Consider the following 26,455-nt stretch of genomic DNA (forward strand, 5'->3'; position numbering starts at 1 on the left):
CTTCATAAGATCAGGCGAGCTCGGCCACCGCTGCTTTCAGCTCGTCCACCTTGTCGGTACGCTCCCAAGTGAAGTCCGGGTCGGTGCGGCCGAAATGTCCGTATGCGGCGGTCTTGGAGTAGATGGGCCTCAAGAGGTCCAGCTCGTCGATGATGGCCGCCGGGCGCAGGTCGAAGACCTTACGCACCGCTTGCTGAATCTGCTCGCGCGTGACGCCCTGCTCGGTGCCGTAGGTCTCCACATTGACCGAAACCGGGTCAGCCACGCCAATCGCGTACGCCACCTGCACCTCGACCTTGTGGGCCAGGCCTGCGGCCACGATGTTCTTGGCCACCCAGCGGGAGGCGTAGGCCGCGGAGCGGTCCACCTTCGTCGGATCCTTGCCGGAGAAGGCGCCGCCGCCATGGTGGGCCGCGCCACCGTAGGTGTCGACGATGATCTTGCGCCCCGTCAAACCAGCGTCAGCCGCTGGGCCTCCGAGGACGAACGAACCGGTCGGGTTGACCAGGAGCCTGTAGCTGCCGTGCTCCACCGTCCGTCCGCATACTTCATCCAGGACCGGCTGAATGACCTCGCGCCGCAGTTGCTCTTCCAGCCAGTCGCGCTTGACGTCCGGGTCGTGCTGGGTGGAGATCAGCACGGTCTCCACGCTCACGGGCCGGTCGTTCTCGTCGTATTCAATCGTCACCTGGGTCTTGCCGTCAGGGCGCAGACCGGGGACGATGTTCTCCTTGCGCACCTGGGCCAGCCGGTATGCCATGCGCTGGGCCAGGTAGATAGGCAGGGGCATCAGCACGTCGGTCTCGTCGCAGGCGTAACCGAACATGACGCCCTGATCTCCGGCGCCTTGCACCTCGTAGCGCTCCTCGCGGGTGGCGACGCTCTCCTCAGCGCCCTGGAGGCGGGCCACGCCCTGGTTGATCTCGGGGCTCTGCTCGCTGATCGAGACGGTGACACCGCAGGAGTCGGCATCCAGGCCGATCCGGGAGCTGGTGTATCCGATCCTGCGCAGAACCGAACGGACCTGCTGCTGGATGTCCGTGTAGCCGGCCGAGCTGACCTCACCAAACACGAAGAAAAGACCGGTCGCTGCGGAGGTCTCGACCGCCACGTGCGAATGCGGGTCTTGGGCGAGCAGGTCATCCAGAATCGCGTCCGAAACCTGGTCGCAGACCTTGTCCGGGTGGCCTTCGGTCACCGATTCAGCTGTAATCAACCGTCGTTCTGCCATATGTGAAACCCCACACTCCTTCTATTGCACATCCCGTCCGCAGGCGTGCCTAACCCGCCTGCCCCCAATGCCTGCCAGGCTTTAGTTGCCTTCGGTCAGGTCATCCTCGCCCAGGGTCTCCTCCAGGAGCCCTTCGTTGATCTCGCGGAAGGCGATGGACAAAGGCTTCTCTTGGTTCTGGTACTCGACCAAGGGACCCACGTTCTGCAGGAGGCCCTCGTTGAGCTGGGTGAAGTAGGAGTTGATCTGCCGGGCGCGCTTGGCGGCGAAAATCGAGAGCGCGTACTGGGAGTCGGTGTGCTCCATCAGCTCGTCGATAGAGGGGTTAGCGAAACCCTGGGGCTGCGGCTCAGTGCCAAAAGATGCCATGAAATGATTCTCCTATGCGGTGGGTGCATGTCTGTTCAACTTCGACGATTTTACCGCCCCGCCTCGATTTATGCGCAGCTGGTGCGCTCGGCGTAGTCAGTCCAGTCCATACTCCCCCGCGATGACCCTCCACAGGGCGTCCGCCGCCTGCTCGACCGTGTCATTGACGATGACGACGTCGAACTCGCCCTGACTGGCCATCTCCACCCGGGCGGTCTCCAAACGCTTGCGCCGCTGTTGGGCGTCCTCGGTTCCGCGCTCGTCCAGGCGCTTGATCAAGTCGTCGAAGGAGGGGGGCGCCAGGAAGACGTAGACCACGTCCAGCCCCAGGCCTTCCGCGCATTGGCGGACGCGGTGGGCCCCCTGAAGGTCAATCTCCAGAATCGTCGGCACGCCTTGGGCCATGTGATCCAGGACCGGCTGCAAGGGGGTGCCGTAGTGAGACATGCCGTGGACCAGCGCGGTCTCCAGGAACTCCCCCGCCGCCTGACGACGGGCGAACTCCTGCTCGCTCATGAACCAGTAGTTGACGCCGTCACGCTCACCAGGGCGTGGGGCCCGGGTCGTGGCGGACACCGAAACCCAAACCCGCGGATGGACCTGACGCAGGCGGGCCTCAACGGTACCCTTGCCCACGGCTGTGGGGCCGGTGAGCACGACCAGGCGCCGACGGGCATGAGAGCCCTGCTCGTCCCCCAGGTCTGGGGCCTGCGCCGCCTGATCGCCGCCTGCCGTCCTCGTCGACACCGTCCTGCCCATCGCCACTGCTCACTCCCCGCCGTATGTGTCTTTGTTTAACGGCCGCAGTGCCACAGCCAGGTTTACAACCCGACGGTGGCCCCGCTTGGCCTTACCTCAAGACTACGCTGGGCCAGCGAACCGGCGTGGGGCGGCGCAATCCCTTAGCCTTGCTCCTTCTCCAACTCGAAGAGGAGGCGGGCATGCTCCTGGATGCTCATGACCTGGTAGTCGCCCTGCTTGACCGCCTCAATCGCCATCAAAACGGCCGACAACTGGGTGGCCGTCGTGAATTGCGGCAGGTCGGCGGCCACTGCGGCCGCGCGGATCAGGTAGCCGTCGGAGCGGGAGTCCCGGGTCGAAGGCGTGTTCAGCACCATGTCAATCGCGCCCTGCTCAATCAGCTCCACCGCATTGCTCCCCAGGCGCTTGAGCGAAGGATCCTGGGGCTCGCGGGCCTCGGGGCTGTCGCTGATTTTGCCGACCAAGGCCACGTCGATCCCGTATCGGCGCAGGACTGAAGCAGTGCCCTGGGTGGCGCAGATGGAGAAGCCCAGCTCGTGCAGGCGGCTGGCGATCATCGGCAGCTGGCGTTTGTCGGCGTCGTTGACCGACAGGAAGACCCTGCCGGAGGTCGGCAGCCCTCCCTGGTAGGCGGCCAGCTGGCTCTTGGCGAAGGCGTGGGGAAAGTCCCGGTCGAAGCCCATGACTTCGCCGGTCGAATGCATCTCCGGCCCCAGCAGCACGTCCACGCTCTTGCCCACCGGCGTGCGGAAGCGCTTGAAGGGCAGGACCGCCTCCTTGACCGCCACCGGCTGCCCAGGTCGGCTGGTCCCTCCGTCATTGCTGGGCAGCAGGAGGCCACGGGCGCGCTGGTCAGCAATCGATTCACCCACCATGATCCGGGCCGCGGCCTTGGCCAGGGCCGTGCCGGTGGCCTTGGAGGCGAACGGCACGGTCCGCGAGGCGCGCGGATTGGCTTCGATCACGTACAGGGTGTTGGCCATGAAAGCGAACTGCACGTTGAGCAGGCCCCTCACCCCGCAGCCTTCGGCTATAGCCAGCGTGGCCTCGCGCAGGCGGGTGATCTGCTTGTCCGAAAGCGTGGAAGGAGGCAAGGTGCAGGAGGCGTCGCCCGAGTGCACGCCGGCCTCCTCCACATGCTCCATGATGCCGCCGATGTAGAGTTCGCGCCCATCGTAAAGGGCATCCACGTCTATCTCGATGGCGTCTTGCAGGAATTTATCGATCAGCAAGGGCGAAGGCAGCCGGCCGGAGACCACCGTATCCGCCTGAGCCTGACTCAGGGCGCGCTCCACGTACTTGCCCAGCTGGGCGTCGTCATAGACGATCTCCATACCGCGCCCGCCCAGCACGTAGGAGGGCCGCACCAGCACCGGGTAGCCAATGGTGTGGGCCGCGTGCTGGGCCTCCACCAGCGACATGGCCGTGCCGTAGCGGGGGGCGTTCAGGCCCTCGCGCTCCAAGACCTGCCCGAAAAGCTCACGGTTCTCCGCCAGGTCGATCGACTCGGGGCTGGTGCCCAGGATCGGCACGCCAGCCTCCTTGAGCCGGGCCGCCAGGGACAAGGGCGTCTGCCCGCCCAGCTGCACGATGACCCCCTTGACCGGACCCATTCGCAGCTCGGCCCGGTAGATCTCCAGCACGTCCTCGAAGGTCAGCGGTTCGAAGTAGAGCCTGTCGGACACATCGTAATCGGTCGAAACGGTCTCGGGATTGCAGTTGACCATAATCGTGTCGTAGTCCCGGCCCAGCTCCTGGACCGCGTGCACGCAAGTGTAGTCAAACTCCACCCCTTGCCCGATCCGGTTGGGCCCCGAACCCAGGATGATGACCGCCTCGCGATCGCGGGGCTTCAACTCGCTCTCCTCGGCATAGGTCGAGTAGTAGTAAGGGGTGGCTGCGTCGAACTCGGCCGCGCACGTGTCCACGGTCTTGTAGACCGGACGGATCCCGTAGTTCCAGCGGAGTTCACGGATCACCGTCTCGCCCTGCTCGCCCATCCCCCTCAGGCGGGAGATTTGCAAATCGGACAGGCCCGCCCTCTTCGCCCGGCGCATGAAGTCATCGTCCAGGAAGTCAGCCTCGCGCACCGCCAAAGCCAGCTGGTTGATCTGGCTGATCTGCTCCAGGAACCAAGGGTCGATTTTCGTGGCTTGGAAGACCTCGTCGACGCTGGCACCGCCCCAAAAGGCCCTCTGAATATACAGGTAGCGCCGCTCCGTAGGCCTGGCCATGGCTTCCAGGAGCCTGTCGACCTCAGCCCGGTCGGGTCGTTCGCCCTCCCAGGAGAAGCCCATGTTGCGCTTGTCGACCGAGCGCATGGCCTTGCCCAAGGACTCCTGGAAGGAACCGGCCAGGGCCATGGACTCGCCCACCGACTTCATCGAGGTGGTCAGCGCGTCATCGGCGCCAGGGAACTTCTCGAAGGCGAAGCGGGGCACCTTGGTGACCACATAGTCGATGGCCGGCTCGAAGGAGGCGGGGGTGGAGCGGGTGATGTCGTTGGAGATCTCGTCCAGGGTGTAACCCAGGGCCAGCTTGGTGGCGATCTTGGCGATCGGGAAACCGGTGGCCTTGGAAGCCAGGGCGGATGAACGGGAGACGCGCGGGTTCATCTCGATGACGATGATGCGGCCGTTGCTCGGGTTGAGCGCGAACTGGATGTTGCAGCCTCCGGTCTCGACGCCCACGCCACGGATGATCGCGATGCCGATGTCCCGCATCCGCTGGTACTCGCGGTCGGTCAGCGTGAAGACCGGGGCCACGGTCACGGAGTCGCCGGTGTGCACCCCTACAGGGTCCACGTTCTCGATTGGGCAGACGACGACCACGTTGTCCTTGCGGTCGCGCATGAGCTCAAGCTCGTACTCCTTCCAGCCTTCGATGCCCTCCTCCAGCAGGACCTCGTTTGTGGGCGAATAGTGGATGCCGGCCCCGGCGATCCGATGAAGCTCCTCATGGTCGTGGGCTATGCCCGAACCGAGGCCACCCATCGTGAAGGAGGGACGAACCACGAGCGGGAAGCCCAGCTCGGCGGCGGCAGCGTCCGCCTCCTCCAGGCTGTGGGCTATGCGGGACTTGGCTGATTCAGCGCCTGCGGCAGCGACCACCTCCTTGAACATCTGCCGATCTTCGCCTCGGTCGATGGCCTGGAGTGAGGCGCCGATCAGCTCTACCCCATAGCGCTCCAAGACCCCGGCGCGCCCCAGCTCCTCCGCGGCGTTCAGGGCCGTCTGCCCGCCCAGCGTGGGCAGGAGGGCGTCGGGGCGCTCCTTGGCGATGATCCGCTCCAGGATGTCGCGGTCGATCGGCTCGATGTAGGTGGCGTCGGCCAGTTCAGGGTCGGTCATGATGGTGGCCGGGTTGGAGTTGACCAGGATCACCCGGATGCCCTCCTCCTTCAAGACCCGGCAGGCCTGGGTGCCCGAATAATCGAACTCCGCGGCCTGGCCGATGACGATCGGCCCGGAGCCGATGACCATGACTGAATGGATGTCTTCGCGCTTAGGCATGGGCCGCGTCCCCCTTTGAGCTGATCATCAAATCCACGAAACGGTCGAACAGGTAGCCGGCGTCGTGCGGGCCGGCCGCCGCCTCCGGGTGGTACTGCACGGAGAAGGCCGGTATGTCCAGGCATTCGAGGCCTTCGACCACCTGGTCGTTCAGGTCCACGTGGGAGACGCGGACCCGTCCGTAGCGGCCGGAATCATACGGGGCCTGGAAGGCCTCGCCAATCGGGGCCCGCACTGCGAACCCGTGGTTGTGGGCCGTGATCGCCACCTTGCCGGTCTTGAGATCCATGACTGGCTGGTTGACTCCCCGATGCCCGAACTTGAGCTTGTAGGTCCCTAATCCCAGGGCCCGCCCCAGGAGCTGGTGGCCGAAGCAGATGCCGAAGCAGGGATGGCCTGCGTCCAAGACCTGGCGCAGGAGGGCCGTCTCCCGCTCGGCCGCGCTGGGGTCGCCCGGACCGTTGGAGAAGAAGACGCCGTCCGGCTCCAGGGCCTCGATCTCCCCCAGGCTGCTGCTGGCCGGCAGCACGTGCACCCGGCAGCCCCGTTCAGCCAGAAGCTGGGGCGTCATCGCCTTGATGCCCAGGTCCATGGCCGCCACCGTGCAACGTGGGGACTTTCCTTGCCACTGGCCGCTGGGCTCAATCGTGTAGGCTGCGGCGGCGCTGACTTCATCGGTCAGGTGGGCGCCGGCCATCTTGGGCGCCCGCCTCACCCGATCCAGGAGTTCGGCGATTGTCAGCGGCCGGCCATCCTCGGCCAGGAGCGTCGGGCCGGAAAAAATACCGGCCCGCATGGCGCCCGCTGAACGCAGGTGCCGCACGAGCCGGCGCGTATCTATGTGGCTGATGCCCACAACCCCTTGGTCGCGTAAATCATCGTCCAAGGAGCCTTCGGATCTCCAATTGCTGACCCTGGGCGAGGGTTCCCTCACCACGTACCCGCAAACCCAGATCCGGCCGGACTCACCGTCCTGCCCGTTGACCCCGGTATCTCCTATGTGGGGGAAGGTCTGCACCACGATCTGATGGTCGTAGGAGGGGTCCGTCAGCGTTTCCTGATACCCCGTCATCCCCGTAGTAAACACGATTTCACCGTATGTCTGGCCCAGTGCGCCGTAAGAGTCACCTGCGTACGCTTGACCGTCTTCCAGGAGCAAGAGGGCCAATTGATTGAGATGACGATCGGCTGCAATGGCTTTGGCATCTTGTAGATTCACCCAAACCCCTTAATCGCAGCGGATGTTCGCAGTAACTTTACTGTGGGCCCTGGATCAGGCGATGAACGGCCGAATGCCAGGCTTTCGCGCGCATGCGACGAACGCGGAGAGGCAGGCGAGGATCAGTGATTGCCGTTGAAGTAGAGGTACCTGGTGTCCAGGGTGCCGTTGGCCTTCTGTTCCTCGCCGGTGTTGACGCTGTCGCCGTCCGGCATCCCCGACCAGTTCGCTATGGAATTGCCGAAAATCTTGATCGTGTAACCGGTGGGCGGCAGGGTGTGCGACTTCGCCCACACGGTCAGGTCCCGCTCCACCCGGTCCACGCTCGACTGCGGCGGCAGCTTCTTCGTAGGAGCGTACATCTGGATGGAGGTCTCCATGACCCTGCCCCGCTCCCCCAGGTTGTCGCTCTGCTCGGTGTTGAGGATGTCTTGCTCGAACATGGGGCGCAGCCTTTGCGCGCTCAGGTTCTCGCCGCTCGTGTACGCGTTGATGATGTCGTCAAAGTCGGGCCCCTCGAACTGCAAATAGAGCCAGGGCGTCTCGTATCCCGCTGAGCGGGTCTTGGAAATGGCCTCAGGCCGCAGGCCGAGCAGGCCGAGCGCCTTGGCTTCGCCGCCCAGGAAGGCGTTGAACTGGTCGTACTCCTGCTGCCAGGCCCGGTAGTACAGGCCGCTGATGATGGAGGCCTTGATGTTCTGCCAGAGATCCTCCGGATCGCCTTTGATGTGGCCTTGCTTGTCCATTTTCACCTGGACCGCCACAGTGAACTGCGGGTCGGCGCAGGACACGTTCACCTGGGCTCCGCTGCTGGTAGGCCACACCGCGTTCACCTTCACTTCCGTGTTCCAGTGGTCGTGCATATAGGAGACCACCATCCGCTTGATCTCCTCCTGCTGGTCTTGGACCGGCTGGCGCATGCTATCCGAGTCCTCAGGCTTGAAGCCCCCACCGGTGTAGTCCTGCACCGGGGTCATGGCCACCTTCTCCGGCAACCGCATGGTGGAGCCGTCGGATGGCTTGGAGCGTCCCATGCGGATCTCGATGCCGCCCAGCGAGCAACCGCTCAGCAGCCCCACCACCAGCAGGCAGGACAGCAGGGCGACGCCACGGCGCAGGAGGGGTTTGAAGCCTCGCGCTGAACCTGTCATGACTCGACCATCCCCTATTACGCAGCCAACTCCCGTCGATTCCCAGGCTCGGCCCGGACCAGCAGCTTGGAAGCCCGGGCGGGACGCTGGGATCTCAGCCCAGTTCGGGGGGAAGCTCCAAACTCAGATCATCCAAGGAGGCACCGGGGGAGGCGGCCTCGTCAGGCCGTTCGGCCGGCGCCTCGGCATCTTCAGCCTGGCTTGCCGCGGTCTCGCTGGCGGCGGGCCCGGAAGCTTCGGCCTGCGCGCCTTCCGCCCGGCCAGGATCGGAGCCTTCAGTTTCAGATTCTGCGGCCTCGGACTGCTTGGCCTCAGCCTGGGCGGCCTCCGCCTCGGCTAAATCGGAGATGCGAGCGGCCTCTTCGGCGCGTTTCCGGGCCGCGTCTGCATCCTCCTCCAGGGACGGCTGATCGCGCTCGACGGCCGAGAGCAAGCCATGCACAAAGGCCGGCGTATCCGAATCGCAAAGGGTCTTGGCCAGGGTGAGCGCCTCGTCAATGGCCACCTTGCTGGGTATCTCCGGGTTATAGAGCATCTCCCAGCAGGCGATTCTCAGGATGTTGCGGTCAATCACCGCCATCCGCCGCACCGGCCAGGAGGTCGAGCGCTCGTTCAGGATCCGATTGATGTCGTCGAAGTGTTTGGCCACGCCGTGCACGATCTGGATTGCATACTCAGGCAGTGGCGTCTGGGCCCCGGGGCGCTTGATGCGCTCCTGGAGCAGGGATTCGATGTCCTGCCCTTTCTCATCCGCTTCATACAGTGTGTTCAACGCCCGCTTACGGGCCGTGGATCGTGCCATCTAAGTTGGGCCCTCAGTTCTCGCGGCCCAGGTATGAACCATCCCTGGTATCCACCTTGACCTTCTCGCCCTCGCCCACGAACAGGGGCACTTGGATCTCGGCGCCGGTCTCGACGGTGGCGGGCTTGGTGCCGGCGTTGGAACGGTTGCCCTGGACGCCGGGCTCGGTCTGGGTGACGGTCAGAATCACGGAGGCGGGAAGCTCCACGGACAGCGGGGTGCCGTCATGGAAGGAGATCACGCAGTCGGTGCCCTCCAGCAGGTACCGCTCCTGATCGCCGATCAGAGCCTCCGGGATGTTCACCTGCTCGTAGGTGGACATGTCCATGAAAACGAAGGCGTCGCCGTCCCGGTAGGAGTACTGCATGGAGCGGTTGTCGACGGTCTCGAACTCCATCTTCATGCCCGCGTTGAATGTACGGTCCACGATCTTGCCTGAAAGCACGTCTTTGATCGTCGTCCGCACGAAAGCCGGACCCTTGCCGGGCTTGACGTGCTGGAACTTGATGACGGTCCACAGCTTGCCGTCCAGGTTGATGACCGACCCATTCTTGATGTCATTGGAAGTCTGCGCCACTGCTTGCCACCTTCTCTTTTCTCGCTTTTGCAACGCTTTTCTGGAAACGCCTCAGGGCCCCGCAGGGCTGCCGGCGCGCATACCTGTTCATTATGCCACGGCAGGTGAACACCACTGCGGAGCCGTTCCTCCAAACGAAACAAGGCCCCGGGCGCACTGAGCGCTCCGGGGCCTTGGACGGCCGCTAGGCCGTCAGCCGTTACTGTCCTGGTACTACTCGATCACCTTGGTGACACGGCCTGAACCGACCGTGTGGCCACCCTCGCGGACTGCGAAGGTCAGGCCTTCCTCCATAGCGACGGGCTGAATCAGCTCGACGGTGAAGGTCGCGTGGTCGCCGGGCTGAACCATCTCGACGCCCTCGGGCAGCGTGATGACGCCGGTGACGTCGGTGGTGCGGAAGTAGAACTGCGGACGGTAGTTGGAGAAGAACGGCGAGTGACGGCCACCCTCATCCTTGGTCAGCACGTAGACCTCGCCCTCGAACTTGTGGTGGGGGGTCACGGTGCCGGGAGCGGCCACAACCTGGCCACGCTCGACATCCTCACGGCCAACGCCGCGCAGGAGCAGACCGGTGTTGTCGCCAGCCTCGGCCTCGTCCATCTGCTTGTGGAAGGTCTCGATCGAGGTGACGGTCGTGGACTGGGTGTCACGGATGCCGACGATCTCCACGTTGGAGTTGACGGGCAGCTTGCCGCGCTCGACACGACCGGTCACCACGGTGCCGCGGCCGGAGATGGTGAAGACGTCCTCGATGGGCATCAGGAAGGGCTTGTCCAGATCGTGGACAGGGGTGGGGATGTAATCGTCGACCGCATCCATCAGATCCTTGATGGTCTGGACCCACTTGTCGTGATCGGGGGCGTCATCGTGCAGGGCGCCGTAGGCGGAGGTACGGATGACGGGGCAATCGCGGTCGAAGCCGTTCTCGTCCAGGAGATCGCGGACCTCTTCCTCGACCAGCTCAATCAGCTCGTCATCGTCGACCATGTCGCACTTGTTCAGGGCGACGAGGATCTTCGGCACGCCGACCTGACGGGCGAGCAGGACGTGCTCGCGGGTCTGGGCCATGGGGCCATCGGTGGCGGCGACCACGAGGATGGCGCCATCCATCTGAGCGGCACCGGTGATCATGTTCTTCACGAAGTCAGCGTGGCCAGGGCAATCGACGTGCGCATAGTGGCGCTTCTCGGTCTGGTACTCAATGTGCGCGATGTTAATCGTGATGCCGCGGTTCTTCTCCTCAGGCGCGGCGTCAATCTGATCGAAATCGTACTCGGGGTTGATGTCCGGGTACTCCTCATGCAGCACCTTGGAGATGGCCGCGGTCAGAGTGGTCTTACCATGATCGACGTGGCCGATGGTGCCGATGTTCACGTGCGGCTTAGTCCGCTCGTACTTTTCCTTTGCCATTGTGTTTTGTCCTCCTGGACGTTTCGTAGTTTGCCTGTGCGAACCACGCACAAGACACTCGCTACATATTACTGGGTAATTGGGATGTTCGCCACTTATGCCCTCCGCCCAGTCAGCGTTACAGAGTATAGCGCCAACCGGTGACAGGAGGCGGGTTCAAGCCCGCCCCCTGTCTGGGCTCAGGCGAGGTTCACTCGCCGCGCTGGGCCTTGATGATCTCATCGGAGACCGTCTTGGGAACCTCTGCGTAGGAGTCCATCTGCATGGTGAACATGGCGCGGCCCTGGGTCTTGGACCGCAGGTCGCCGATGTAGCCGAACATCTCGGACAGCGGCACCTTCGCATCAATGACCTTGACACCGGTGGCATCGGTCATGGACTGGATGGAGCCACGACGGGAGTTGATGTCGCCCATCACATCGCCCATGTACTCCTCGGGGGTGCGCACCTCAACGGCCATAATCGGCTCCAGGATGACGGGCTTGGCCTTGGGGGCGGCCTCCTTGAAGCACATGGAGCCAGCGATCTTGAAGGCCATCTCGGAGGAGTCGACCTCGTGGATCTGGCCGTCGGTGACGGTCGCCTTGACGCCCACGACCGGGAAGCCGGCCAGGATGCCGGACTCCATGGCCTCGCGCACACCTGCATCGATCGAGGGGATGAACTCCTTGGTGATGTGGCCTCCGGTGACCTTGTTCTCGAACTCGTAGGTCTCGCCTTCGGCGGTGTCCAGGGGCTCGAAGTTCATGAGGACCTTCGCGAACTGGCCGGAGCCACCCGTCTGCTTCTTGTGGGTGTACTCCTGGTTCATGACGGCCTTGCGGATGGTCTCGCGGTAAGCCACCTGAGGCTTGCCCACGTTGCAGTCCACGTGGAACTCGCGGCGCATGCGGTCCACGAGGATGTCGAGCTGGAGCTCGCCCATGCCGGAGATCAGGGTCTGGCCGGACTCTTCGTCGGTCTTGACCTGGAATGTGGGATCCTCCTCCGAAAGCTTCTGGAGGGCGATGCCCATCTTCTCCTGGTCGGCCTTGGTCTTAGGCTCCACGGCCAGCTGGATCACAGGATCCGGGAAGGTCATGGACTCCAGCGCGATCGGGTCCTTCTCGTCGCACAGGGTATCGCCGGTCGTGACGTTCTTCAGGCCGACGAAGGCGTAGATGTTGCCCGCGATGGCCTCGTCGACCGGGTTCTCCTTGTTGGAGGACATCTGGAAGAGCTTGCCGATGCGCTCCTTCTTGCCCTTGGTGGAGTCCAGGACGGTATCGCCTTGGGCAACCCTGCCGGAGTAGACGCGCACGTAGATGAGCTTGCCGTAGAAGGGGTGGGTGGCGACCTTGAAGGCCAGGGCGGAGAAGGGCTCGTCCACGGTGGGCTTACGATCGATCTCGACCGACTCGTCGCCGACCTTGTAACCCTTGATCGCGGGTACATCCTCGGGGCTGGGCAGGTAATCCACCACAGCGTCGAGCATGGGCTGCACGCCCTTGTCCTTGAAGGCGGACCCGCAGAAGACTGGGAAGGCCTCCTGGGCGATCGTCATCTTGCGCACGGCCGTGCGGATCTCGGGCTGGCTGATCTCCTCGCCGCCCAGGTACTTCTCCAGGAGGGCCTCGTCGGACTCGGCGACGGCCTCGATCAGCTGGGTGTGGTATTCCTCGGCGCGATCCTTCAGGTCATCGGGGATGTCGATGGTCTCGTAGTGGGCGCCCAGATCCTGGCCGTCCTTCCAGTAGTAGGCCACCATGCGCACCAGGTCCACGACGCCGCGGAAGTCGTTCTCCGCGCCGATGGGCAGCTGCATGACCAGGGGCTTGACGCCCAGCTTCTCCTTGATGGTGTCCACCGAGTAGTAGAAGTCGGCGCCCAGCTTGTCCATCTTGTTGATGAAGCAGATGCGGGGCACGCCATACTTATCGGCCTGCCGCCAGACGGTCTCGGACTGGGGCTCCACGCCCTCCTTGCCGTCGAAGACCGCCACAGCGCCATCGAGGACGCGCAAAGAGCGCTCCACCTCGGCCGTGAAGTCCACGTGGCCGGGGGTGTCGATGATGTTGATCTGGTAGCGGTTCTCGGGGTCGTGGGACTGCCGGTTCCAGAAGGCGGTGATGGCGGCGGACGTGATGGTGATGCCGCGCTCTTTCTCCTGGTCCATCCAGTCCATCGTCGAGGCGCCGTCGTGGGTCTCGCCGATCTTGTAGTTCACGCCCGTGTAGTACAGAATGCGTTCGGTCGTGGTGGTCTTGCCGGCATCGATGTGAGCCATGATGCCGATATTGCGGACCTTCGTGAGGTCCGTGAGCACGTCTTGTGCCATAATCCTAGTTCTCTCGCTCTCTTGGCTTACCAGCGATAGTGGGCGAAGGCCTTGTTCGCCTCAGCCATCTTGTGCGTGTCCTCACGCCGCTTGACGGAGGCACCCAGGCCGTTGGAGGCGTCCAGGATCTCATTGGCCAGACGCTCGGCCATGGTCTTCTCGCGGCGGGCCCTGCTGAAGTCAGTCAGCCAGCGCAGGGAGAGCGTATTCGCGCGGTTGGGCTTGACCTCGACAGGCACCTGGTAGGTGGCGCCGCCGACTCGGCGGGAACGAACCTCCAGGGAGGGACGGATGTTGTCCAGGGCGCGCTTCAACACCGCGACGGGCTCCTGGTCGGTCTTGGCCTTGACTTGCTCCAAAGCCGAGTAGACGATGTCCTCGGCGATGGACTTCTTGCCATCGAGGAGGATCTTGTTGATCAGCTGCGCGACGACCGTCGAACCATAGATCGGGTCGGGCAGCAGCTGGTGCTTCTTAGCTGGTCCTTTGCGTGACATGCTTACTTAGCCCTCTTTGCTCCGTACAGGGAACGACCCTGCTTGCGATCCTTGACACCCTGCGTATCGAGCGCTCCGCGCACGATGTGGTAGCGCACACCCGGCAGGTCCTTGACACGACCACCGCGCACGAGCACGATGGAGTGCTCCTGCAGGTTGTGGCCTTCGCCGGGGATGTAGGCGCTGACCTCGACGCCGGAGCTCAGGCGCACACGGGCGACCTTACGCAACGCCGAATTCGGCTTCTTGGGGGTGGTGGTGTACACACGGGTGCAGACGCCGCGACGCAGCGGGCTGCCCTTCAAGGCCAGAGTCTTTGACTTACTCTTCTTGGCCTTGCGTCCTTTACGGACGAGCTGTTCAATTGTTGGCAACTGATTCTCTCCGATTCCTGGATTTCTTACCTGTTCGCCGTTCGTGAAGCCGCCACCCTGCAGCTCCGACCCAACCGAACCCGTTCGGGGAGTAAAAGCAGCCACAGTCCACCGGCCCGATGGTCCGCAACCCTCTCGCTGGCCGCATTGCTGCGCGCGATCATACGGATTGGCGGAATATCCCAGCGTCCACCCCTGTCACATAAGGCATGCCGCTGGCACACACAATATTTAATATAGCACGTCCCCCCACCTACCGCATCCAGCGAGCTCATCGCGCTTATCGGCTCCTTGGAACGGCCGCTGGCGGGCCAAGCGCGAAGGCATTCTGGGCTTGACCGGAGACGACAGCTCCCGTAGGGGGACCTGGACATCAACCGGGGCGACGACACGATGGCGGCCTTGCATCTCCCACCTGGCCCCAGACTCACCCAGGGCGAGCGAGCCCCCATTATGAAGTCATAGAGCGATCCGGCGATCGCGTCACCCGTCCGCCACCGCCGTAAGACCCGCCGACGGACGCGAATCAAACCATGGACGGCCCATCAGCCCAGGCGTCGCTCCAGGTATGCGCGTAGGACGATGGCCTGGTTGAGCTCCTTGTCCTTGGCCCCATAGAGCAGGGTCAGAGTGGGTTGCGATGAGGCCAGGTCCAGGAGTTGCCCTACGGCCTGGGGGTTGGCGTCCAGCTCTGCCTGGTAGCGCTGGGCGAACTGGTCGAAGCGCTCCGGGTCATGATGCCACCACCGGCGTAAATCGGCGCTAGGCGCAACCTCCTTGAGCCACAAGTCCAAGCCCGCTTTAGCCTTGGACAGGCCTCGGGGCCAGAGCCGATCCACCAGCACCCTGAACCCATCCGCCTTGTCCGCGGCCTCATAAACCCGCTTAATCCGTACTTCGCCCATGTCAGCCCGCCTCCTACGGCCCATCGTAACGCCCGGGACGGCGCCAGCCAAGAGCCCACCAGCGCCGCGACGCGCCGACCGGGCAGTCATCCCCCACCCCTTGCCAGCTCAATCACGCGAACCTACAGTGTGAAGCAGACCCATCCGCCACACCGCGAGGAGGCAGCATGGTCACTTCATCCCATCAATCGACTTCCGGTCAGGCGCGGGCGCGGCGCTCCCGCCTGTGGCTGCCCGCCCAACCCGGAGCCTGGGTCATGGCCCTCCTACCGACCCTGGGCGGCTGCCTGATAGCCCGTTTGAGTTGGCACAGCCTCTTGCTCTTGCTCGCTTGGACCCTGGCTTACTGCACCCAGTTCACCGTCGCCCGCTGGATCGCCTCCCGCCTGGCCCGCCGCTACCAGGCCCCGGCGCTGACATACGCGGGGGCGACGGCCCTGCTTGGCATCTGTCTGCTGGTGGCGGCCCCCGGTTTATCCCGCTGGATCCCCGTCTACCTGCTGCTGGCCGTCGTCTCTTTCCTGGCCGCTTACCTGCGTCGGGAGCGTTCCCTATGGAATGACGCGGACGCGGTCATCGCCGCCTCCCTCACCTGTCTGATGGCTTCATCGCTCACCGACGCCCCGGCCGCCACGCTCCAAGCGAGCGGAAGCGCGGGCCGAACTTACTGGGCCTGCCAGGGCAATCCGGCGGTCTACTGCTTCGCCGATGGCCCGCTGACCAGGCAGGCGCTGCCGGCCGCAGGCCTGGTTGCCGCCATCGTCTTCGCTCTCGGTGAGTTCGGCTCCGTACTGTTCGTTAAAACCATGATCCGCGAGCGCGGGAAGCGCACCTACTACCTGGCTTCGGTAGGATGGAATATCCTGTTGGTGGCCGCCAGCCTACCGCTGACGCGGATCCTAGGACCCTGGCCTCCCCTGGTGGCACTGCTCCTGCTGGCGCGCGCCGCAGCGATACCGCCGCTGGCGCCACAAGGTTGGAAACCGGCTCGAGTAGGGGCCGTGGAGGCCGTGGCCTCGCTAGTGGTCTTCGCGCTGGCGCTGGCCTTGGCCTCGGCCCTTGCTTGAGCGCGAGCGCCACGCATTCACTTACTGGCGAAGAGGCCTTTGACCCTGGCCATGAATGACTGCCCATTGGGGTCCTTGGCTGGGCGGGCTTGCTGGTCCTTCCCTTCCTTCGACGCCTGCCGCTCCACACCCTCCAGTAGGTAGGTGAACTGTACTTTATTCACATTCGTGTTCTCAGGCGCCACGAAGGAGTGGGGCTTGAACCCGACCCCCAGTTTCTTGTCAATCGCCTGTTGGATGCCGTCCAGGACCTTCCGGTCCATCCCTTGCACCGACTGTGCCAGCTGGGCAGACCCATCGGCCAGAGCCTGCGCGCCAACTCCAGCGGCGCCCAGAGCCGAATTCAAGGACTTGACACCAGCGTCCACCTGGGCCGCTCCCCCTGCCAGCGACCCAGCCCCGGTTCCCAAGGCATCCATGGGCGCGCCCGAGGCCTGTCCTAAAGCACCGCTCAAAGCGCCCAGACCCTGGTCGAGTTGGACGGCGCCCGAGGCCAGGCTTCCGGGCCGGCTGGCATCGAACTGCCCGTCCAGACGGGCCGAACCCTCAGCAAGCTGCCCCATGCCCCGCGAAAGCGCCTGGGCGCCTTGCGAAGCGGTCGCCGCACCCTGGGCAGCCGACTGGATTCCAGCGTTCAAAGCTCCTGTGCCTGTGGCCAACGGGCCGTACTGGTTGGATGCCTGAGCGAGCGCCTGGCTGGCTCCCGTGGCCGCGCCCGCCTGCGCCGAAGCGGCGGAAAGAGCCTGCACCGAAGCGTTGAGCGCGGCCAGCTTTGTCGGATCGCTCGGAGAGGCGGCGAAGGCGGACAAGGCGGTCTGATATGCTCCCTGGGCCGCAGTCAGCCGAGCGGCGGCGGTTTGGGCAGCGGTCACCTGGGCCTGATGCTCCTGCTGGAGCCCCTGCTGGTACTGCCCACTGCCGGTTGCCAGAGTCCGCCCGGCCGCAGCGAGGGATGGCTGTCCACTGTTGGGATCGCCCGTGTTCAAACCAGCATTCAAGCGGGCCAGACCTTGGGCCAGTGAGCCTGCTCCGCCCTGGCTTGCGACGATGCCGGAGCGTAGGCTCCTCCAGCCGTCGCTGAAAGTGGGCGACGCGGGGTTACCGCTCGACATTGACAGCTGTCGGGCCAGGGCCGACGAGCCTTCGCTTAGGGCTCCGGCTCCCCGACCCGCGCTCTTGAGGCCGTCGCCCAGGCTGGAGATACCACCTGCCAGCTGCTTCGACCCGGCTCGCAGAGCTCCGGAACCTTGGGAAAGAGACCCCGCGCCCGATTGGAGGGCCTGAGCGCCCGCCGCCAGGCTGCCGGCGCCACCTGCCAACTGACTGGTCGCCCCCTCCAGCTGGCCCGTCTGCTCACTAAGCTGGGTCGTGTCCTCATCGCTCACATTCAGGGCCATGTTCAAAGGCATGGCCGAGACCTGCCAACCTGAGTAGTGGAAATCGTGGGCCTTACCTGAGATGTGGAAAGCCTTGGACTGGCCCGGCAGGACCATCGCCGCCAGAACCGTGTTGCCGCCAGCGTGAGCCAAGGTCGCACCACCGTCATCCGTGACCTCGAAGGCGTCCTGGGGGAAGGTCCCCTGGGCTTGCAGGACGTAGCCCGTCGCGAAGTCGGAGACGGGTCCGGCCCCGGTTTCGCCGCTGACCGTCAACGTCAGGTCCAAGTCGCCATTCACCCCGGCCACCTGACTGGGTTTGAGGACCTTACCGCCCTGCCGAAAGTCCACGCGCAATCGCCAGGGCAGACGCGTGGAAGCGGGCAGATTCCCCTGGTAGTAGAAGGGCTGATCGGCGGCGGGCGTGAAGGAGACCGCGCCATCGGCTACGGCCAGCCGCTCGTCGGTGGTCAGGTTGGTGACAGACTGGTAGGAGCCGAGGTCGCTGATTCTCCTGGCCTTGCCGGGCTTGAAGGAGTTGACCACATAGACGCCTTGGGTCTGGCCTGTGGACGAAGCCTTGACATAGATGACCTCATCCTTGCCACCAGAGCCGCTGGACCGCGTCGCGCCCGCCTCTTGCACAGCTGGTTGCCCCGCCACTTGCCCCCCGCCGGAGCGGGCCCCTGCGGTCGGCGCCGCCGCGAACAGGGCGGTCGCTAAGGCTAGGCAAGCGGCCAAAGCAGCCACGCCCGCCCGCCAGGCCCGCCGCACCGAAATGATTGACTTCATCATCCTTGCCTTCCTTCCTGTGGTACCGCCGCAGCTCCCAGGGTCCCCAGCCGTCCGGGCTCACCAGGGTCAGGCAGTCGCCCACCCGCCTCGCCGCCCTGCCCGGAGGCCGTCGCGAACCGCAGCCCGATCGAGGTGTGCCGAATAAGTCCGTCGAAAACGCGAAGCAGGCAGGGCAGGAGGAGGAACATAAGGACCATGGCGAAGAAAGCGCCCCGGGCCAGGAGGGTCCCAAGCTCGGAGATGACGCCGTTCGTGGCGATCAGCCGGACGGCCACCCCAGCGCACACCAGGATTGACGAGGAGGTCAGTATCGTGATGGCCGAGCCCTGGATGGCTTGGCGGCTGGCGTCCTTGGCGCCGACCTGGGCCCGGCGCTCCAAGTATTCGCGGGTGTAGATGATCGCGTAATCGACGGCCGCGCCCAACTGGACTGAGTCGATGACCAGGTAGCCGATGTAATTAATGGTCTGCCCAGTGAAGTATGGAACCGCCAGGTTCATCCAGATGGAAGCCTCAATGGCCAACAGGACAACCAGGGGTATGGTCAACGAGCGCGTCATGAACATCAGGATCAAAGCGATCGAGCCGATTGAGAAGAGCGAGACTTTCAAGGAATCCTGACGGACCGTATCGCGCAGGTCGTATAAGGAGACGGTCGAGCCGATCAGACGGTAGTCGGAGCCGTAGCGGTTGGCCAGCAGGCGGCGGACCGATGAGACCATATCGTAGGCCGTGTCGGAATCGGACTCCACGTCAAGGGAGACCACCATGCGCGACCAGCCGTGGTTCATCACCTGCTTGAGCGTGGCCTCAGGCGCTACCTGGACCGGGGTGGCGCGGCCGGCGACCGTGATGTAAGAAGTGACCGAGTTGACATGGTTCATGGCTTTCAGGTCGTCCAGCGTGGCTTGCTCCTTCGCCCAATGGCCTTCGGGCACCATGACCACCCAGGTCTCCTCCTGTCCGAAAACCTGACTGATCCGCGCCGACTCCCGGCCCTGCTGGCTGGCGGGGTTGATGAAGTCCGACGACCCGTAGACGAAATTAGTCCGGCTCTGGGCCAGGTAGGAGGGCAGGGCCAGGGCCACGACCACCAGGGCGGCGGGAATCATGACCCGCTGGCACAAGCGCGCGAAACCCCCGAAAGAGGGCATCAGATAACGGTGCTCCAAGGCCTTGAGCGGTTTGAGCATGAGCAGAATCAGGCAGGGCATGAGCAGCATCACCGACAGGAAGCTGAAGACGATGCCCTTGGCCAGGACCAGGCCCATGTTCACGCCTACGCCAAAGCGCATGACGGTCAGCGAGAGGAATCCGAAGAAGGTGACCGCCGCCGAGGACAGGACCACGGAGAACCCCTTTACCATCGCGTAGGCCATCGCCTCCTCCGGGTCGGCGCGTAGGGCCTCCTGCCTTCGGAAGGTGTGCAGGAGCACGATCGCGTAGTCCATCGAAACCGCCAGCTGGAGGACCGCGCCGCAGATCTGGCTGACGAAGGATATGTCGGGCAGGAGGATGTTCGATCCCATGTTCATGATGATGGCCGCGCCGATGACCAGCAGGAAGATGACCGGCTCGAACCAGGAGTGGGAGGTGAGCAGGAGAATCAGAATCACGATGGCGATCGCGACCAGCATGATTTGGACCACCTGCTTCGAGGTCGAGACCTCGGTGTCGGCCGCTGTGGCCACCTCGCCATCCAGGCTGACCTGCTTGGCGCCGGCCTTCCAAGCGACTTGGCGGATGGCGCTGGAGGCGGGCACAGCGCGAGCCGCGTCCACGGTCAGTTGGTAAAGGTAGCCGTCGCCCCGCTTCCACGGTTTGACCACGCGCGCATCCTGGACTTGGACGGGCTCTTTATTATCGACGGCAGACCCCAGCCACATGACCTGGGTGACCCCTTCGACGTCGGCCAAATCCCGCGACAGGCGGTCAGCCTGGTAAGGGTCCAGGCCCTCCGCGTAGAGCCGCGCGTTGGGGATGCCCGAACCGAAAGCCGAGCGCATGTCTTTGAGCGCCACGACCGAAGGCGCTTGGCTCGGCAGGTAGTCCACCATCGAGTAGTTGACTTTCACCAGCGGATAACAGAGGGCGCACAGGGCGGTAAAGAGGGCGAAAACGGCCGCAACGGCCTTACGGTGCCGCAGAAACCGTTTGCATAAATCCACTGCCCGCAACATCCGCCTCCTCGCCCCCAGTGGCAACACAGCTCCCCGGTAATCACGCTAGACGCTTTTTTCGATTCATGAAAGCCGGCACGTTCGCTGCCCGCGTAAGGCTGTCCGCTCCCAATCGCGACGCTCCGGCGCGCTATGTCAAGCCATCGTGTACAGTAGTTTCTTGTCGCTCGACCGCAGCTAAGCGTGAGAGCACATGGTGGCTATAGCTCAGTTGGTAGAGCACCTGATTGTGGTTCAGGAGGTCGCGCGTTCGAGCCGCGTTAGCCACCCCACCACAAACCCCCTACTCCCGCAACGGGTTAGGGGGTTTCGCTTTGCCTATTATCCAGCTTCGGGCACCAACTCTTGTGTGCCATTTGTGTGCCATAATTTGCAAAACCATATTCGCGCGCGCCTAACTTCGCCGCACGTGCTCACGCCGCATCACCCCTGGGTTTCCTGCGCTGCGGCAGAGGGCTGGTCGGGCTGCTCCAGCTGCTTGAGCAGGAGGGGTTGGGTCGGTTGGAAGAAGTGGCCGTCGGAGCGGAGGATCAAGGTGCCGCCAAGGTGGTCGAACAACAGTTGGCCTTGATGCTCGTCACAGTCGAATGGGTCATCAAACGAGTTGAAGAGGTAGACCTCGCCGGCATGGTCCTTGATCCTCCTCCAGTCGTAAGAGTCCTTCAAGGTCAGGCATCGGTTTGGTTTAGGCGTGCAGTACCCAGCGAGCAGATAGGTGGCGCGTACTTGCACATCCGCCTGTTCCAGTATGGAGAAGATACGATTGGTGCCCGCCGAATGCCCGATCAGAATGGTGCCGGCGTCGATCCGCAAGTCCATGGTACGAGCAGCGAACAACGTATCCCCCAAAGGCTCCCTGTCCATCATTGGCAAATCCGCAACGACCGCATCCATTCCACGCTCCCCCAGCTCACCAGCCAGCCACCAATACCAGTACCTATCGGCGGAGGCATACGGCGTCGATCCGTGGAAGATTATGGCATTCACGCCAAGCTCCCTTCAGATGGGTTGAGGTACGCACGCATTACCAATAGTAGAACAAATTTTCGAACCCATACTGGCTGAAGCCTGTAAGTAGAATGATAGGAAGCACAAGCGCGCCCGACCCCTGCGCCGACTGGTCGCAGCGAGCGCCACGCGCCACGCCAGGCGCTGCCGAAAGGACTCAAAAATGCTGAACTTTGTCAACGATTATTCTGAAGGGGCCTGCCCTGAGGTGCTGCAGCGCCTGGTGGAGACCAACAGGGAGCAGCTGCCTGGCTACGGCAAGGACCGGTACACGGGCTCGGCCGAGGAGAAAATCGCACGGGCCTGCGGCAGGCCGGACGCCCAGGTCTTCTTCATCTCCGGCGGCACGCAGACCAACCAGATCGTCATCTCGACCATGCTCAAGCAGTACGAGGGCGTGGTGGCGGCCTCCACCGGCCATGTGAACGTGCACGAGGCCGGCGCGATCGAGGCCAGCGACCACAAGGTCCTCACCATCCCCCAGGTGGACGGCAAGCTGCCGGCCCCGTCCCTGCGTGAGTACCTGGAGACTTTCTGGGCGGACGCCAACCACGAGCAGATGGTCTTCCCCGGCATGGTCTACATCTCCTGGCCCACCGAATACGGCACGCTGTACTCCAAGGCGGAGCTGACCGAATTGAGCGACGTCTGCCACGAGTACCGCATCCCCCTCTACATCGACGGCGCCCGGATGGGCTATGGTCTGGTGGCGCCCGGAGCGGACGTGACGCTGGAGGACATCGCCGACCTGGCCGACGTCTTCTACATCGGCGGCACCAAGGTTGGGGCCCTGTGCGGCGAGGCGGTGGTCTTCCCCCAGGCCAACGCGCCCGAGTACTTCCAAACCATGATGAAGCGCCGGGGAGGGCTGCTGGCCAAGGGCCGCCTGCTGGGCGTCCAGTTCGACGCCCTCTTCACCGACGGCCTCTACACCCGCATCTCCCACCAGGCCATCGACACGGCCGAGATCATCCGCCAGGCTTTGCGCAGCAAGGGTTACGAGCTCTATAACGCCTCCCCCACCAACCAGACGTTCGTGGTCTTGGAAAACTCCAAGATGGAGGAGCTCAGGCACCAGGTCAATTTCGACTTCTGGGAGCGCCGTGACGCCAACCACACGGTCATACGCTTCGCCACCTCCTGGGCCACCAAGACCGAAGACGCCCAAGCCCTGGCCGCTCTCCTGTAACCCTCCACCACCGGCGACGCGCCACCAGCCCAGCAGCCGGCACAATCCGGCAAACGCCTAATCGCTGGCCTCGGACGCGGTCACGCTTGGATGCAGCTGGTCAGGCAGGCGGATGGATACGCTGAAGACGCCAGGCTGGGTCTCGACCTCCATCCTACCGCCCACGGTGGCCGCCAGGTCCCGCACGATGCTCAGACCCAGGCCGGAACTGTCCTCGCGCAAGCGCCCAGCTTCCGCGGTCCCGAACCGCTTCAGCAGCTGGTTGGCGCCGACATAGGGCTGCTCGCTCTCGTTCGTCATGCGCAGCAGGATGCACCCGTCCCCCTGCCGGCGCAGGCTCACACTGGCGGTCCTGACCGCGTACTTGAGCCAGTTGCCGATCAGGTTCTGCATGATGCGGTGGAGAAGGGTCTCGTCGCTGGTGAGCCTGAGCCCAGGTTCGATGTCGGGCTCCACCACGACCCCCCGCCCGGTCAGGTGGTCGAAGGCGGCGAACAGGTCCTCCTGCACCAGCGAGGACAAATCCACCCGGCTCAGGCTCAGACCCTCGCTCTTCTCCTGGATCAGGTTGAAGTCCATCAAATAATGCAGGTAATAGTCCACCGAATCCAGGCTCGACGATGCCTTATGGCAGACATCCGCGACAGCCGCCATGCCAGGGCCCGGGCCTGCGTTCCCACCTGCGCCGGCGGATGCGCCCACGCTGCGCTCGCCAAGCAGCTGCACGTAGCCCCGGGCCACGGTCAACGGGGTCTTGATGTCGTGGGTCAGGTTGGTCAGCATACGGCGGATGCGCAACTCCTGGTTGAAACGCTGGTCGTGCAGCCTGCGGGTCTGGGCCAGGTTCGCGTTCACCGCCCCCACCAGCCGCCGGGTCAGCCCAAACCCCGTGTTGGCGGTGACTGTGGCGTTGGTCGCGGCGCCATTGATGTACTCCAAATCCCGCACAATCCTGCGCAGGTCGCCGACGAGCAGCCCCAGAGCGACCGCCAGGGCGACGATGATGACCCCAGCGAACGCCAGCAGCATAGCCTCAATCACCGTGCGCCTCCCCGCTCCCGGAGCCGACCGAAGCCGATGCCCTCTCCCCCTCCAGGCGACCAGCGCATCGGATCGAACGCACCATGCGGGCAAAAGTCCTCAGACAAGGCGCACCCCTATCCCCCAAACCGAGACGACGAACCTCGGGCGGCCCGCGGCCTCGTTCAGCTTGGTGCGCAGGTTGCTTAGGTGCACGTTGAGCGTGTTCTCCGCATTGATATACGACCGCTCCCAAACAGCCTCGTACAGGCTGGCCTTGTCGAAGACCTGGTGGGGCCGCTTAATCATCAAGGCCAGCAGGGCGAACTCCTTCTTCGGCAGGGGCACGGGCGAATCCCCCAGGTTGACCTGGTGGGCGTCCAAGTCCAGGGTGAGGTCCTCGAACGACAGGCACCGCCCCTCCCGCTGCCCCGGATCGGACCTGCCGCGCAGCTGGACCTCGACCCGCGCCCGCAGCTCGTCGATGTCGAAAGGCTTGGTCAGGTAATCGTTGGCGCCCTTATGGAGCAGGGCCACGGTCCGGCTCTTGTCTTGCACGGCGGTCAGGACGATGACCGGCACCGCGGACACCTTACGAATCCAGCCCAGGACGCTTTCGCCGGTCACACCGGGCAGCATCAGGTCCAGGAGCACCAGGTCCGGCTCGTTCTCGCTGAACTTGGCTATGGCCTCCGGCCCGCTCAGGGCTTGGGAGAGCTCATAGTCGGCGCCCAGCACGTCCGCCAGAAGATTTTGGATGTCCCGGTGATCCTCCACGACCAGAATCCTCGTCATCGGGGCCTTCCTTCCGCTCGTATGGGACTCACGGGCATTCTAACCCGCCGGATGGAGGGTGGCGAAACTTTAGCTTTCCTTAATGCTTTCTTAGCCAAGCGCTTGAGGAACCGCCCCTAGTCTGGTCCCATAGGCCAAGAGAGAGGACAACGCATGACGCAGACAGCGCTCGACATCCACGACGTGGGCAAGAAGTTCGGTCGGTTCACGGCCCTGGACCACGTCAGCCTGAGCGTCCGCAGGGGCGACGTTTACGGGCTCATCGGCGAGAACGGCGCAGGCAAGACCACGCTGATGCGGCTGATTTGCGGCCTGAGCCCCATGCAATCCGGCTCAATCAGCCTTTTCGGGGAGAGCGGCGGGGCCAGCCGACGCGCCCTGAGCCGGATTGGCGCCGTCATCGAAAGCCCGGCCGCATTCAGCTCCCTGACCGTGGACGAAAACCTCAAAGTCGCCGCCATCCAGCACGGCCTGCCCGGCTCGGCGGACATCAACGAGGCCATTGAATTCGTAGGGTTGGGCGAAAAACGGAGAACCAAAGCCAAGCACCTCTCCCTAGGTCAGCGTCAGCGGCTGGGTTTGGCCATGGCCATCCTCCACCACCCTGATTTCCTGATTCTTGACGAGCCCATCAACGGGCTGGACCCCTCGGGCATCATGGAATTTCGCCGGCTCTTGCAGCGGCTGAACGAAGAGCGGCAGACCACCATCCTTATTTCCAGCCACATCCTCAGCGAGCTCTACCAGGTCTCCACCCGCTTCGGCATCATCCACAAGGGCCGTATGGTCAAGGAAATCAGCCGCTCTGAACTGGACGAAGCCAACCAGGCCGGTCTCCTCGTCAGCGTGGACAAGGCGCCCCTGGCGGCGCGGATTCTAGACACGGCAGGCATCGGCCCCTTCGAAGTGAGCGACGACCACCACCTGTTCATCCGCTCGGACGGGGCCGACCCGGGCCGCATCAACCTCATGCTGGTGCAGGGGGGCGTCATGGTCGAAGGATTCAGCCGGCGGGAGGGGTCTTTGGAGCAGTATTACCTGAACCTCCTGGCCAAGCAGCGGCAGGCGGACAAGGAAGGAGCGCAATGATGATCAACCAGATGAGAGCGGACTTTTACCGGCAGACGCGCACAATCGGCTGCTACGCGCTGTTGGCCCTGACCATTGGGCTCAGCCTCCTGCTGACCCTGACCCAGCAGGTGGGCGGCATGATGGTCTCGGATGAATCCAGCGCCCAGCAGATGGAGCAGATCACCCATTCCCACTGGTCGGCGCTGACCAGCGTCAAAGCGCTGACCATGTCCACCTCTGTCCTGCTCTACGCCTACATCGCCCTCTTCGTGATCGTCATCGGCTACGAGTTCTCCCAGAAGACCTACAAGAACACCTTGATCTCCGGCATCTCCCGCCTGCAGTTCATCGGGGCCAAGTACACGGTCATGCTCGTCGACATGCTCTGCCTGACCCTGGTCTACTACTTGACCGGTCTGGTCGCCAGCCTGGCGGCCGGTCGCGGCCTGGGCGAGGGCGCTGGGAGACTGGCCGGCGACATGGCGGTCGTGACCGTTGCCGTCGTCTTCTTCATCTCGGTTATCTTCAGCCTGGGGATCATCCTCCTGGTGGCAACAGGCTCGACGATCATCCCGGCCATCGTGATCGTCGCCTGGCCGCTGGCCGTCGCCATGCTGACGGAATTCGCCCACTGGACCTGGCTCAAGTATGTTGATTTCGTCACGGTCGCCACGAACGTGGCTTTGTCCACCATTAAGATAGGGGATTTGTGGCCCTACATCGGTGTGTCGGTGGGAGTGCTTGCCTTCACGATCATGGGCTCGGCCTTGATTATCCGCGATAAGGAGCTGTGACGGCCTGGCCCTGCAAACTGCGGGAGCCGCG

General features: G+C 64.0%; 21 protein-coding genes, 1 tRNA gene and 1 pseudogene. 5 read left to right on the forward strand and 18 right to left on the reverse strand.

Annotation, left to right across the window (positions count from 1 at the left end; translation table 11 throughout):
• Window positions 1–10 precede the first annotated feature (10 nt).
• The 13 genes and pseudogenes from metK to AB656_RS03595 all read right to left on the reverse strand — a co-directional run bounded on the left by metK (window position 11) and on the right by AB656_RS03595 (window position 15,129).
• Window positions 11–1,231, reverse strand: a complete 1,221-nt coding sequence (metK, locus tag AB656_RS03535; RefSeq protein ID WP_033503740.1) for a methionine adenosyltransferase — start codon at window positions 1,229–1,231, stop codon at window positions 11–13.
• Window positions 1,232–1,312: 81 nt separating this feature from the next.
• Entirely contained in the window at window positions 1,313–1,600 is a 288-nt protein-coding gene (rpoZ, locus tag AB656_RS03540; protein WP_033503739.1) for a DNA-directed RNA polymerase subunit omega, read from the reverse strand.
• A gap of 96 nt (window positions 1,601–1,696) precedes the next feature.
• A complete protein-coding gene (gene gmk / locus AB656_RS03545; protein WP_051905309.1) occupies window positions 1,697–2,359 on the reverse strand; it encodes a guanylate kinase in 663 nt (220 codons plus the stop codon).
• A 143-nt stretch (window positions 2,360–2,502) separates the two neighbouring features.
• A complete protein-coding gene (gene carB, locus AB656_RS03550) occupies window positions 2,503–5,874 on the reverse strand; it encodes a carbamoyl-phosphate synthase large subunit (protein WP_033503738.1) in 3,372 nt (1,123 codons plus the stop codon).
• Window positions 5,867–7,093, reverse strand: a complete 1,227-nt coding sequence (gene carA, locus AB656_RS03555; protein ID WP_081924866.1) for a glutamine-hydrolyzing carbamoyl-phosphate synthase small subunit — start codon at window positions 7,091–7,093, stop codon at window positions 5,867–5,869. Before carA ends, carB begins: the two co-directional genes overlap by 8 nt.
• A gap of 122 nt (window positions 7,094–7,215) precedes the next feature.
• Window positions 7,216–8,244 (reverse strand): DUF1672 family protein, encoded by a 1,029-nt coding sequence (locus AB656_RS03560; RefSeq protein WP_033503737.1) that lies wholly within the window; start codon window positions 8,242–8,244, stop codon window positions 7,216–7,218.
• A 217-nt stretch (window positions 8,245–8,461) separates the two neighbouring features.
• A pseudogene (nusB, locus tag AB656_RS07605) lies at window positions 8,462–9,046 on the reverse strand (transcription antitermination factor NusB); the annotation flags it as partial.
• Between the two features lie 13 nt (window positions 9,047–9,059).
• On the reverse strand, window positions 9,060–9,623 hold the full coding sequence (gene efp / locus AB656_RS03570; RefSeq protein WP_033503736.1) for an elongation factor P: 564 nt from the start codon (window positions 9,621–9,623) through the stop codon (window positions 9,060–9,062).
• Window positions 9,624–9,836: 213 nt separating this feature from the next.
• On the reverse strand, window positions 9,837–11,036 hold the full coding sequence (gene tuf / locus AB656_RS03575; RefSeq protein ID WP_033503735.1) for an elongation factor Tu: 1,200 nt from the start codon (window positions 11,034–11,036) through the stop codon (window positions 9,837–9,839).
• A gap of 190 nt (window positions 11,037–11,226) precedes the next feature.
• Complete coding sequence (gene fusA, locus AB656_RS03580; RefSeq protein WP_033503734.1) at window positions 11,227–13,353, reverse strand: elongation factor G; 2,127 nt, start codon at window positions 13,351–13,353, stop codon at window positions 11,227–11,229.
• Between the two features lie 26 nt (window positions 13,354–13,379).
• The gene (gene rpsG / locus AB656_RS03585) at window positions 13,380–13,850 is read right to left on the reverse strand and encodes a 30S ribosomal protein S7 (RefSeq protein ID WP_033503733.1); all 471 of its coding nucleotides are present in this window, start codon (window positions 13,848–13,850) and stop codon (window positions 13,380–13,382) included.
• Window positions 13,851–13,852: 2 nt separating this feature from the next.
• Complete coding sequence (rpsL, locus tag AB656_RS03590) at window positions 13,853–14,224, reverse strand: 30S ribosomal protein S12 (RefSeq protein WP_033503732.1); 372 nt, start codon at window positions 14,222–14,224, stop codon at window positions 13,853–13,855.
• Between the two features lie 545 nt (window positions 14,225–14,769).
• Window positions 14,770–15,129 carry a DUF488 domain-containing protein gene (locus AB656_RS03595; protein WP_033503731.1) on the reverse strand — a complete coding sequence of 120 codons (360 nt, stop codon included), beginning with the start codon at window positions 15,127–15,129 and terminating at the stop codon, window positions 14,770–14,772.
• A gap of 167 nt (window positions 15,130–15,296) precedes the next feature.
• Between AB656_RS03595 and AB656_RS03600 the strand changes: the two genes are divergently transcribed.
• A complete protein-coding gene (locus AB656_RS03600) occupies window positions 15,297–16,196 on the forward strand; it encodes a YwiC-like family protein (RefSeq protein WP_033503730.1) in 900 nt (299 codons plus the stop codon).
• Window positions 16,197–16,213: 17 nt separating this feature from the next.
• Here the strand turns inward: AB656_RS03600 and AB656_RS03605 are convergent, their stop codons facing one another.
• Window positions 16,214–18,367 carry a hypothetical protein gene (locus tag AB656_RS03605; RefSeq protein ID WP_033503729.1) on the reverse strand — a complete coding sequence of 718 codons (2,154 nt, stop codon included), beginning with the start codon at window positions 18,365–18,367 and terminating at the stop codon, window positions 16,214–16,216.
• Window positions 18,364–20,547 (reverse strand): efflux RND transporter permease subunit, encoded by a 2,184-nt coding sequence (locus AB656_RS03610; RefSeq protein ID WP_051905310.1) that lies wholly within the window; start codon window positions 20,545–20,547, stop codon window positions 18,364–18,366. Before AB656_RS03610 ends, AB656_RS03605 begins: the two co-directional genes overlap by 4 nt.
• 196 nt (window positions 20,548–20,743) lie before the next feature.
• Here AB656_RS03610 and AB656_RS03615 point away from each other — a divergent pair.
• Window positions 20,744–20,819 (forward strand) — tRNA-His (locus AB656_RS03615).
• Window positions 20,820–20,970: 151 nt separating this feature from the next.
• On the opposite strand, the gene AB656_RS03620 is transcribed toward AB656_RS03615, so the two are convergent.
• On the reverse strand, window positions 20,971–21,534 hold the full coding sequence (locus AB656_RS03620; RefSeq protein WP_051905311.1) for an RBBP9/YdeN family alpha/beta hydrolase: 564 nt from the start codon (window positions 21,532–21,534) through the stop codon (window positions 20,971–20,973).
• Window positions 21,535–21,718: 184 nt separating this feature from the next.
• Here AB656_RS03620 and AB656_RS03625 point away from each other — a divergent pair, with 184 nt between their 5' ends.
• Complete coding sequence (locus AB656_RS03625; protein ID WP_033503728.1) at window positions 21,719–22,744, forward strand: threonine aldolase family protein; 1,026 nt, start codon at window positions 21,719–21,721, stop codon at window positions 22,742–22,744.
• A 57-nt stretch (window positions 22,745–22,801) separates the two neighbouring features.
• On the opposite strand, the gene AB656_RS03630 is transcribed toward AB656_RS03625, so the two are convergent.
• Entirely contained in the window at window positions 22,802–23,785 is a 984-nt protein-coding gene (locus AB656_RS03630; protein ID WP_052201414.1) for a sensor histidine kinase, read from the reverse strand.
• 99 nt (window positions 23,786–23,884) lie between these two features.
• The gene (locus AB656_RS03635; RefSeq protein ID WP_033503727.1) at window positions 23,885–24,559 is read right to left on the reverse strand and encodes a response regulator transcription factor; all 675 of its coding nucleotides are present in this window, start codon (window positions 24,557–24,559) and stop codon (window positions 23,885–23,887) included.
• A gap of 153 nt (window positions 24,560–24,712) precedes the next feature.
• On the opposite strand from AB656_RS03635, the gene AB656_RS03640 reads away from it, so the two are divergent.
• Window positions 24,713–25,648: an ABC transporter ATP-binding protein gene (locus AB656_RS03640; protein ID WP_033503726.1), complete on the forward strand. Its 936-nt coding sequence runs from the start codon at window positions 24,713–24,715 to the stop codon at window positions 25,646–25,648.
• Window positions 25,645–26,424, forward strand: a complete 780-nt coding sequence (locus AB656_RS03645) for an ABC transporter permease (protein WP_201777337.1) — start codon at window positions 25,645–25,647, stop codon at window positions 26,422–26,424. Before AB656_RS03640 ends, AB656_RS03645 begins: the two co-directional genes overlap by 4 nt.
• Window positions 26,425–26,455 lie beyond the last annotated feature (31 nt).

It is taken from the genome of Bifidobacterium actinocoloniiforme DSM 22766 (genome assembly GCF_001263395.1).
In the GTDB taxonomy this organism is placed as follows: Bacteria; Actinomycetota; Actinomycetes; order Actinomycetales; family Bifidobacteriaceae; genus Bombiscardovia; species Bombiscardovia actinocoloniiformis.

Excerpts from the sequence above, each read along its gene's own strand:
- AB656_RS03635 (WP_033503727.1), bottom strand. The coding sequence starts at position 24,559 with ATGACGAGGATTCTGGTCGTGGAGGATCACCGGGACATCCAAAATCTT.
- AB656_RS03645 (WP_201777337.1), top strand. The coding sequence starts at position 25,645 with ATGATGATCAACCAGATGAGAGCGGACTTTTACCGGCAGACGCGCACA.
- tuf (WP_033503735.1), bottom strand. The coding sequence starts at position 11,036 with ATGGCAAAGGAAAAGTACGAGCGGACTAAGCCGCACGTGAACATCGGC.
- carB (WP_033503738.1), bottom strand. The coding sequence starts at position 5,874 with ATGCCTAAGCGCGAAGACATCCATTCAGTCATGGTCATCGGCTCCGGG.
- rpsG (WP_033503733.1), bottom strand. The coding sequence starts at position 13,850 with ATGTCACGCAAAGGACCAGCTAAGAAGCACCAGCTGCTGCCCGACCCG.
- AB656_RS03610 (WP_051905310.1), bottom strand. The coding sequence starts at position 20,547 with ATGTTGCGGGCAGTGGATTTATGCAAACGGTTTCTGCGGCACCGTAAG.
- AB656_RS03600 (WP_033503730.1), top strand. The coding sequence starts at position 15,297 with ATGGTCACTTCATCCCATCAATCGACTTCCGGTCAGGCGCGGGCGCGG.
- fusA (WP_033503734.1), bottom strand. The coding sequence starts at position 13,353 with ATGGCACAAGACGTGCTCACGGACCTCACGAAGGTCCGCAATATCGGC.
- AB656_RS03625 (WP_033503728.1), top strand. The coding sequence starts at position 21,719 with ATGCTGAACTTTGTCAACGATTATTCTGAAGGGGCCTGCCCTGAGGTG.
- AB656_RS03560 (WP_033503737.1), bottom strand. The coding sequence starts at position 8,244 with ATGACAGGTTCAGCGCGAGGCTTCAAACCCCTCCTGCGCCGTGGCGTC.
- metK (WP_033503740.1), bottom strand. The coding sequence starts at position 1,231 with ATGGCAGAACGACGGTTGATTACAGCTGAATCGGTGACCGAAGGCCAC.
- AB656_RS03595 (WP_033503731.1), bottom strand. The coding sequence starts at position 15,129 with ATGGGCGAAGTACGGATTAAGCGGGTTTATGAGGCCGCGGACAAGGCG.
- AB656_RS03605 (WP_033503729.1), bottom strand. The coding sequence starts at position 18,367 with ATGATGAAGTCAATCATTTCGGTGCGGCGGGCCTGGCGGGCGGGCGTG.
- gmk (WP_051905309.1), bottom strand. The coding sequence starts at position 2,359 with ATGGGCAGGACGGTGTCGACGAGGACGGCAGGCGGCGATCAGGCGGCG.
- AB656_RS03640 (WP_033503726.1), top strand. The coding sequence starts at position 24,713 with ATGACGCAGACAGCGCTCGACATCCACGACGTGGGCAAGAAGTTCGGT.
- rpoZ (WP_033503739.1), bottom strand. The coding sequence starts at position 1,600 with ATGGCATCTTTTGGCACTGAGCCGCAGCCCCAGGGTTTCGCTAACCCC.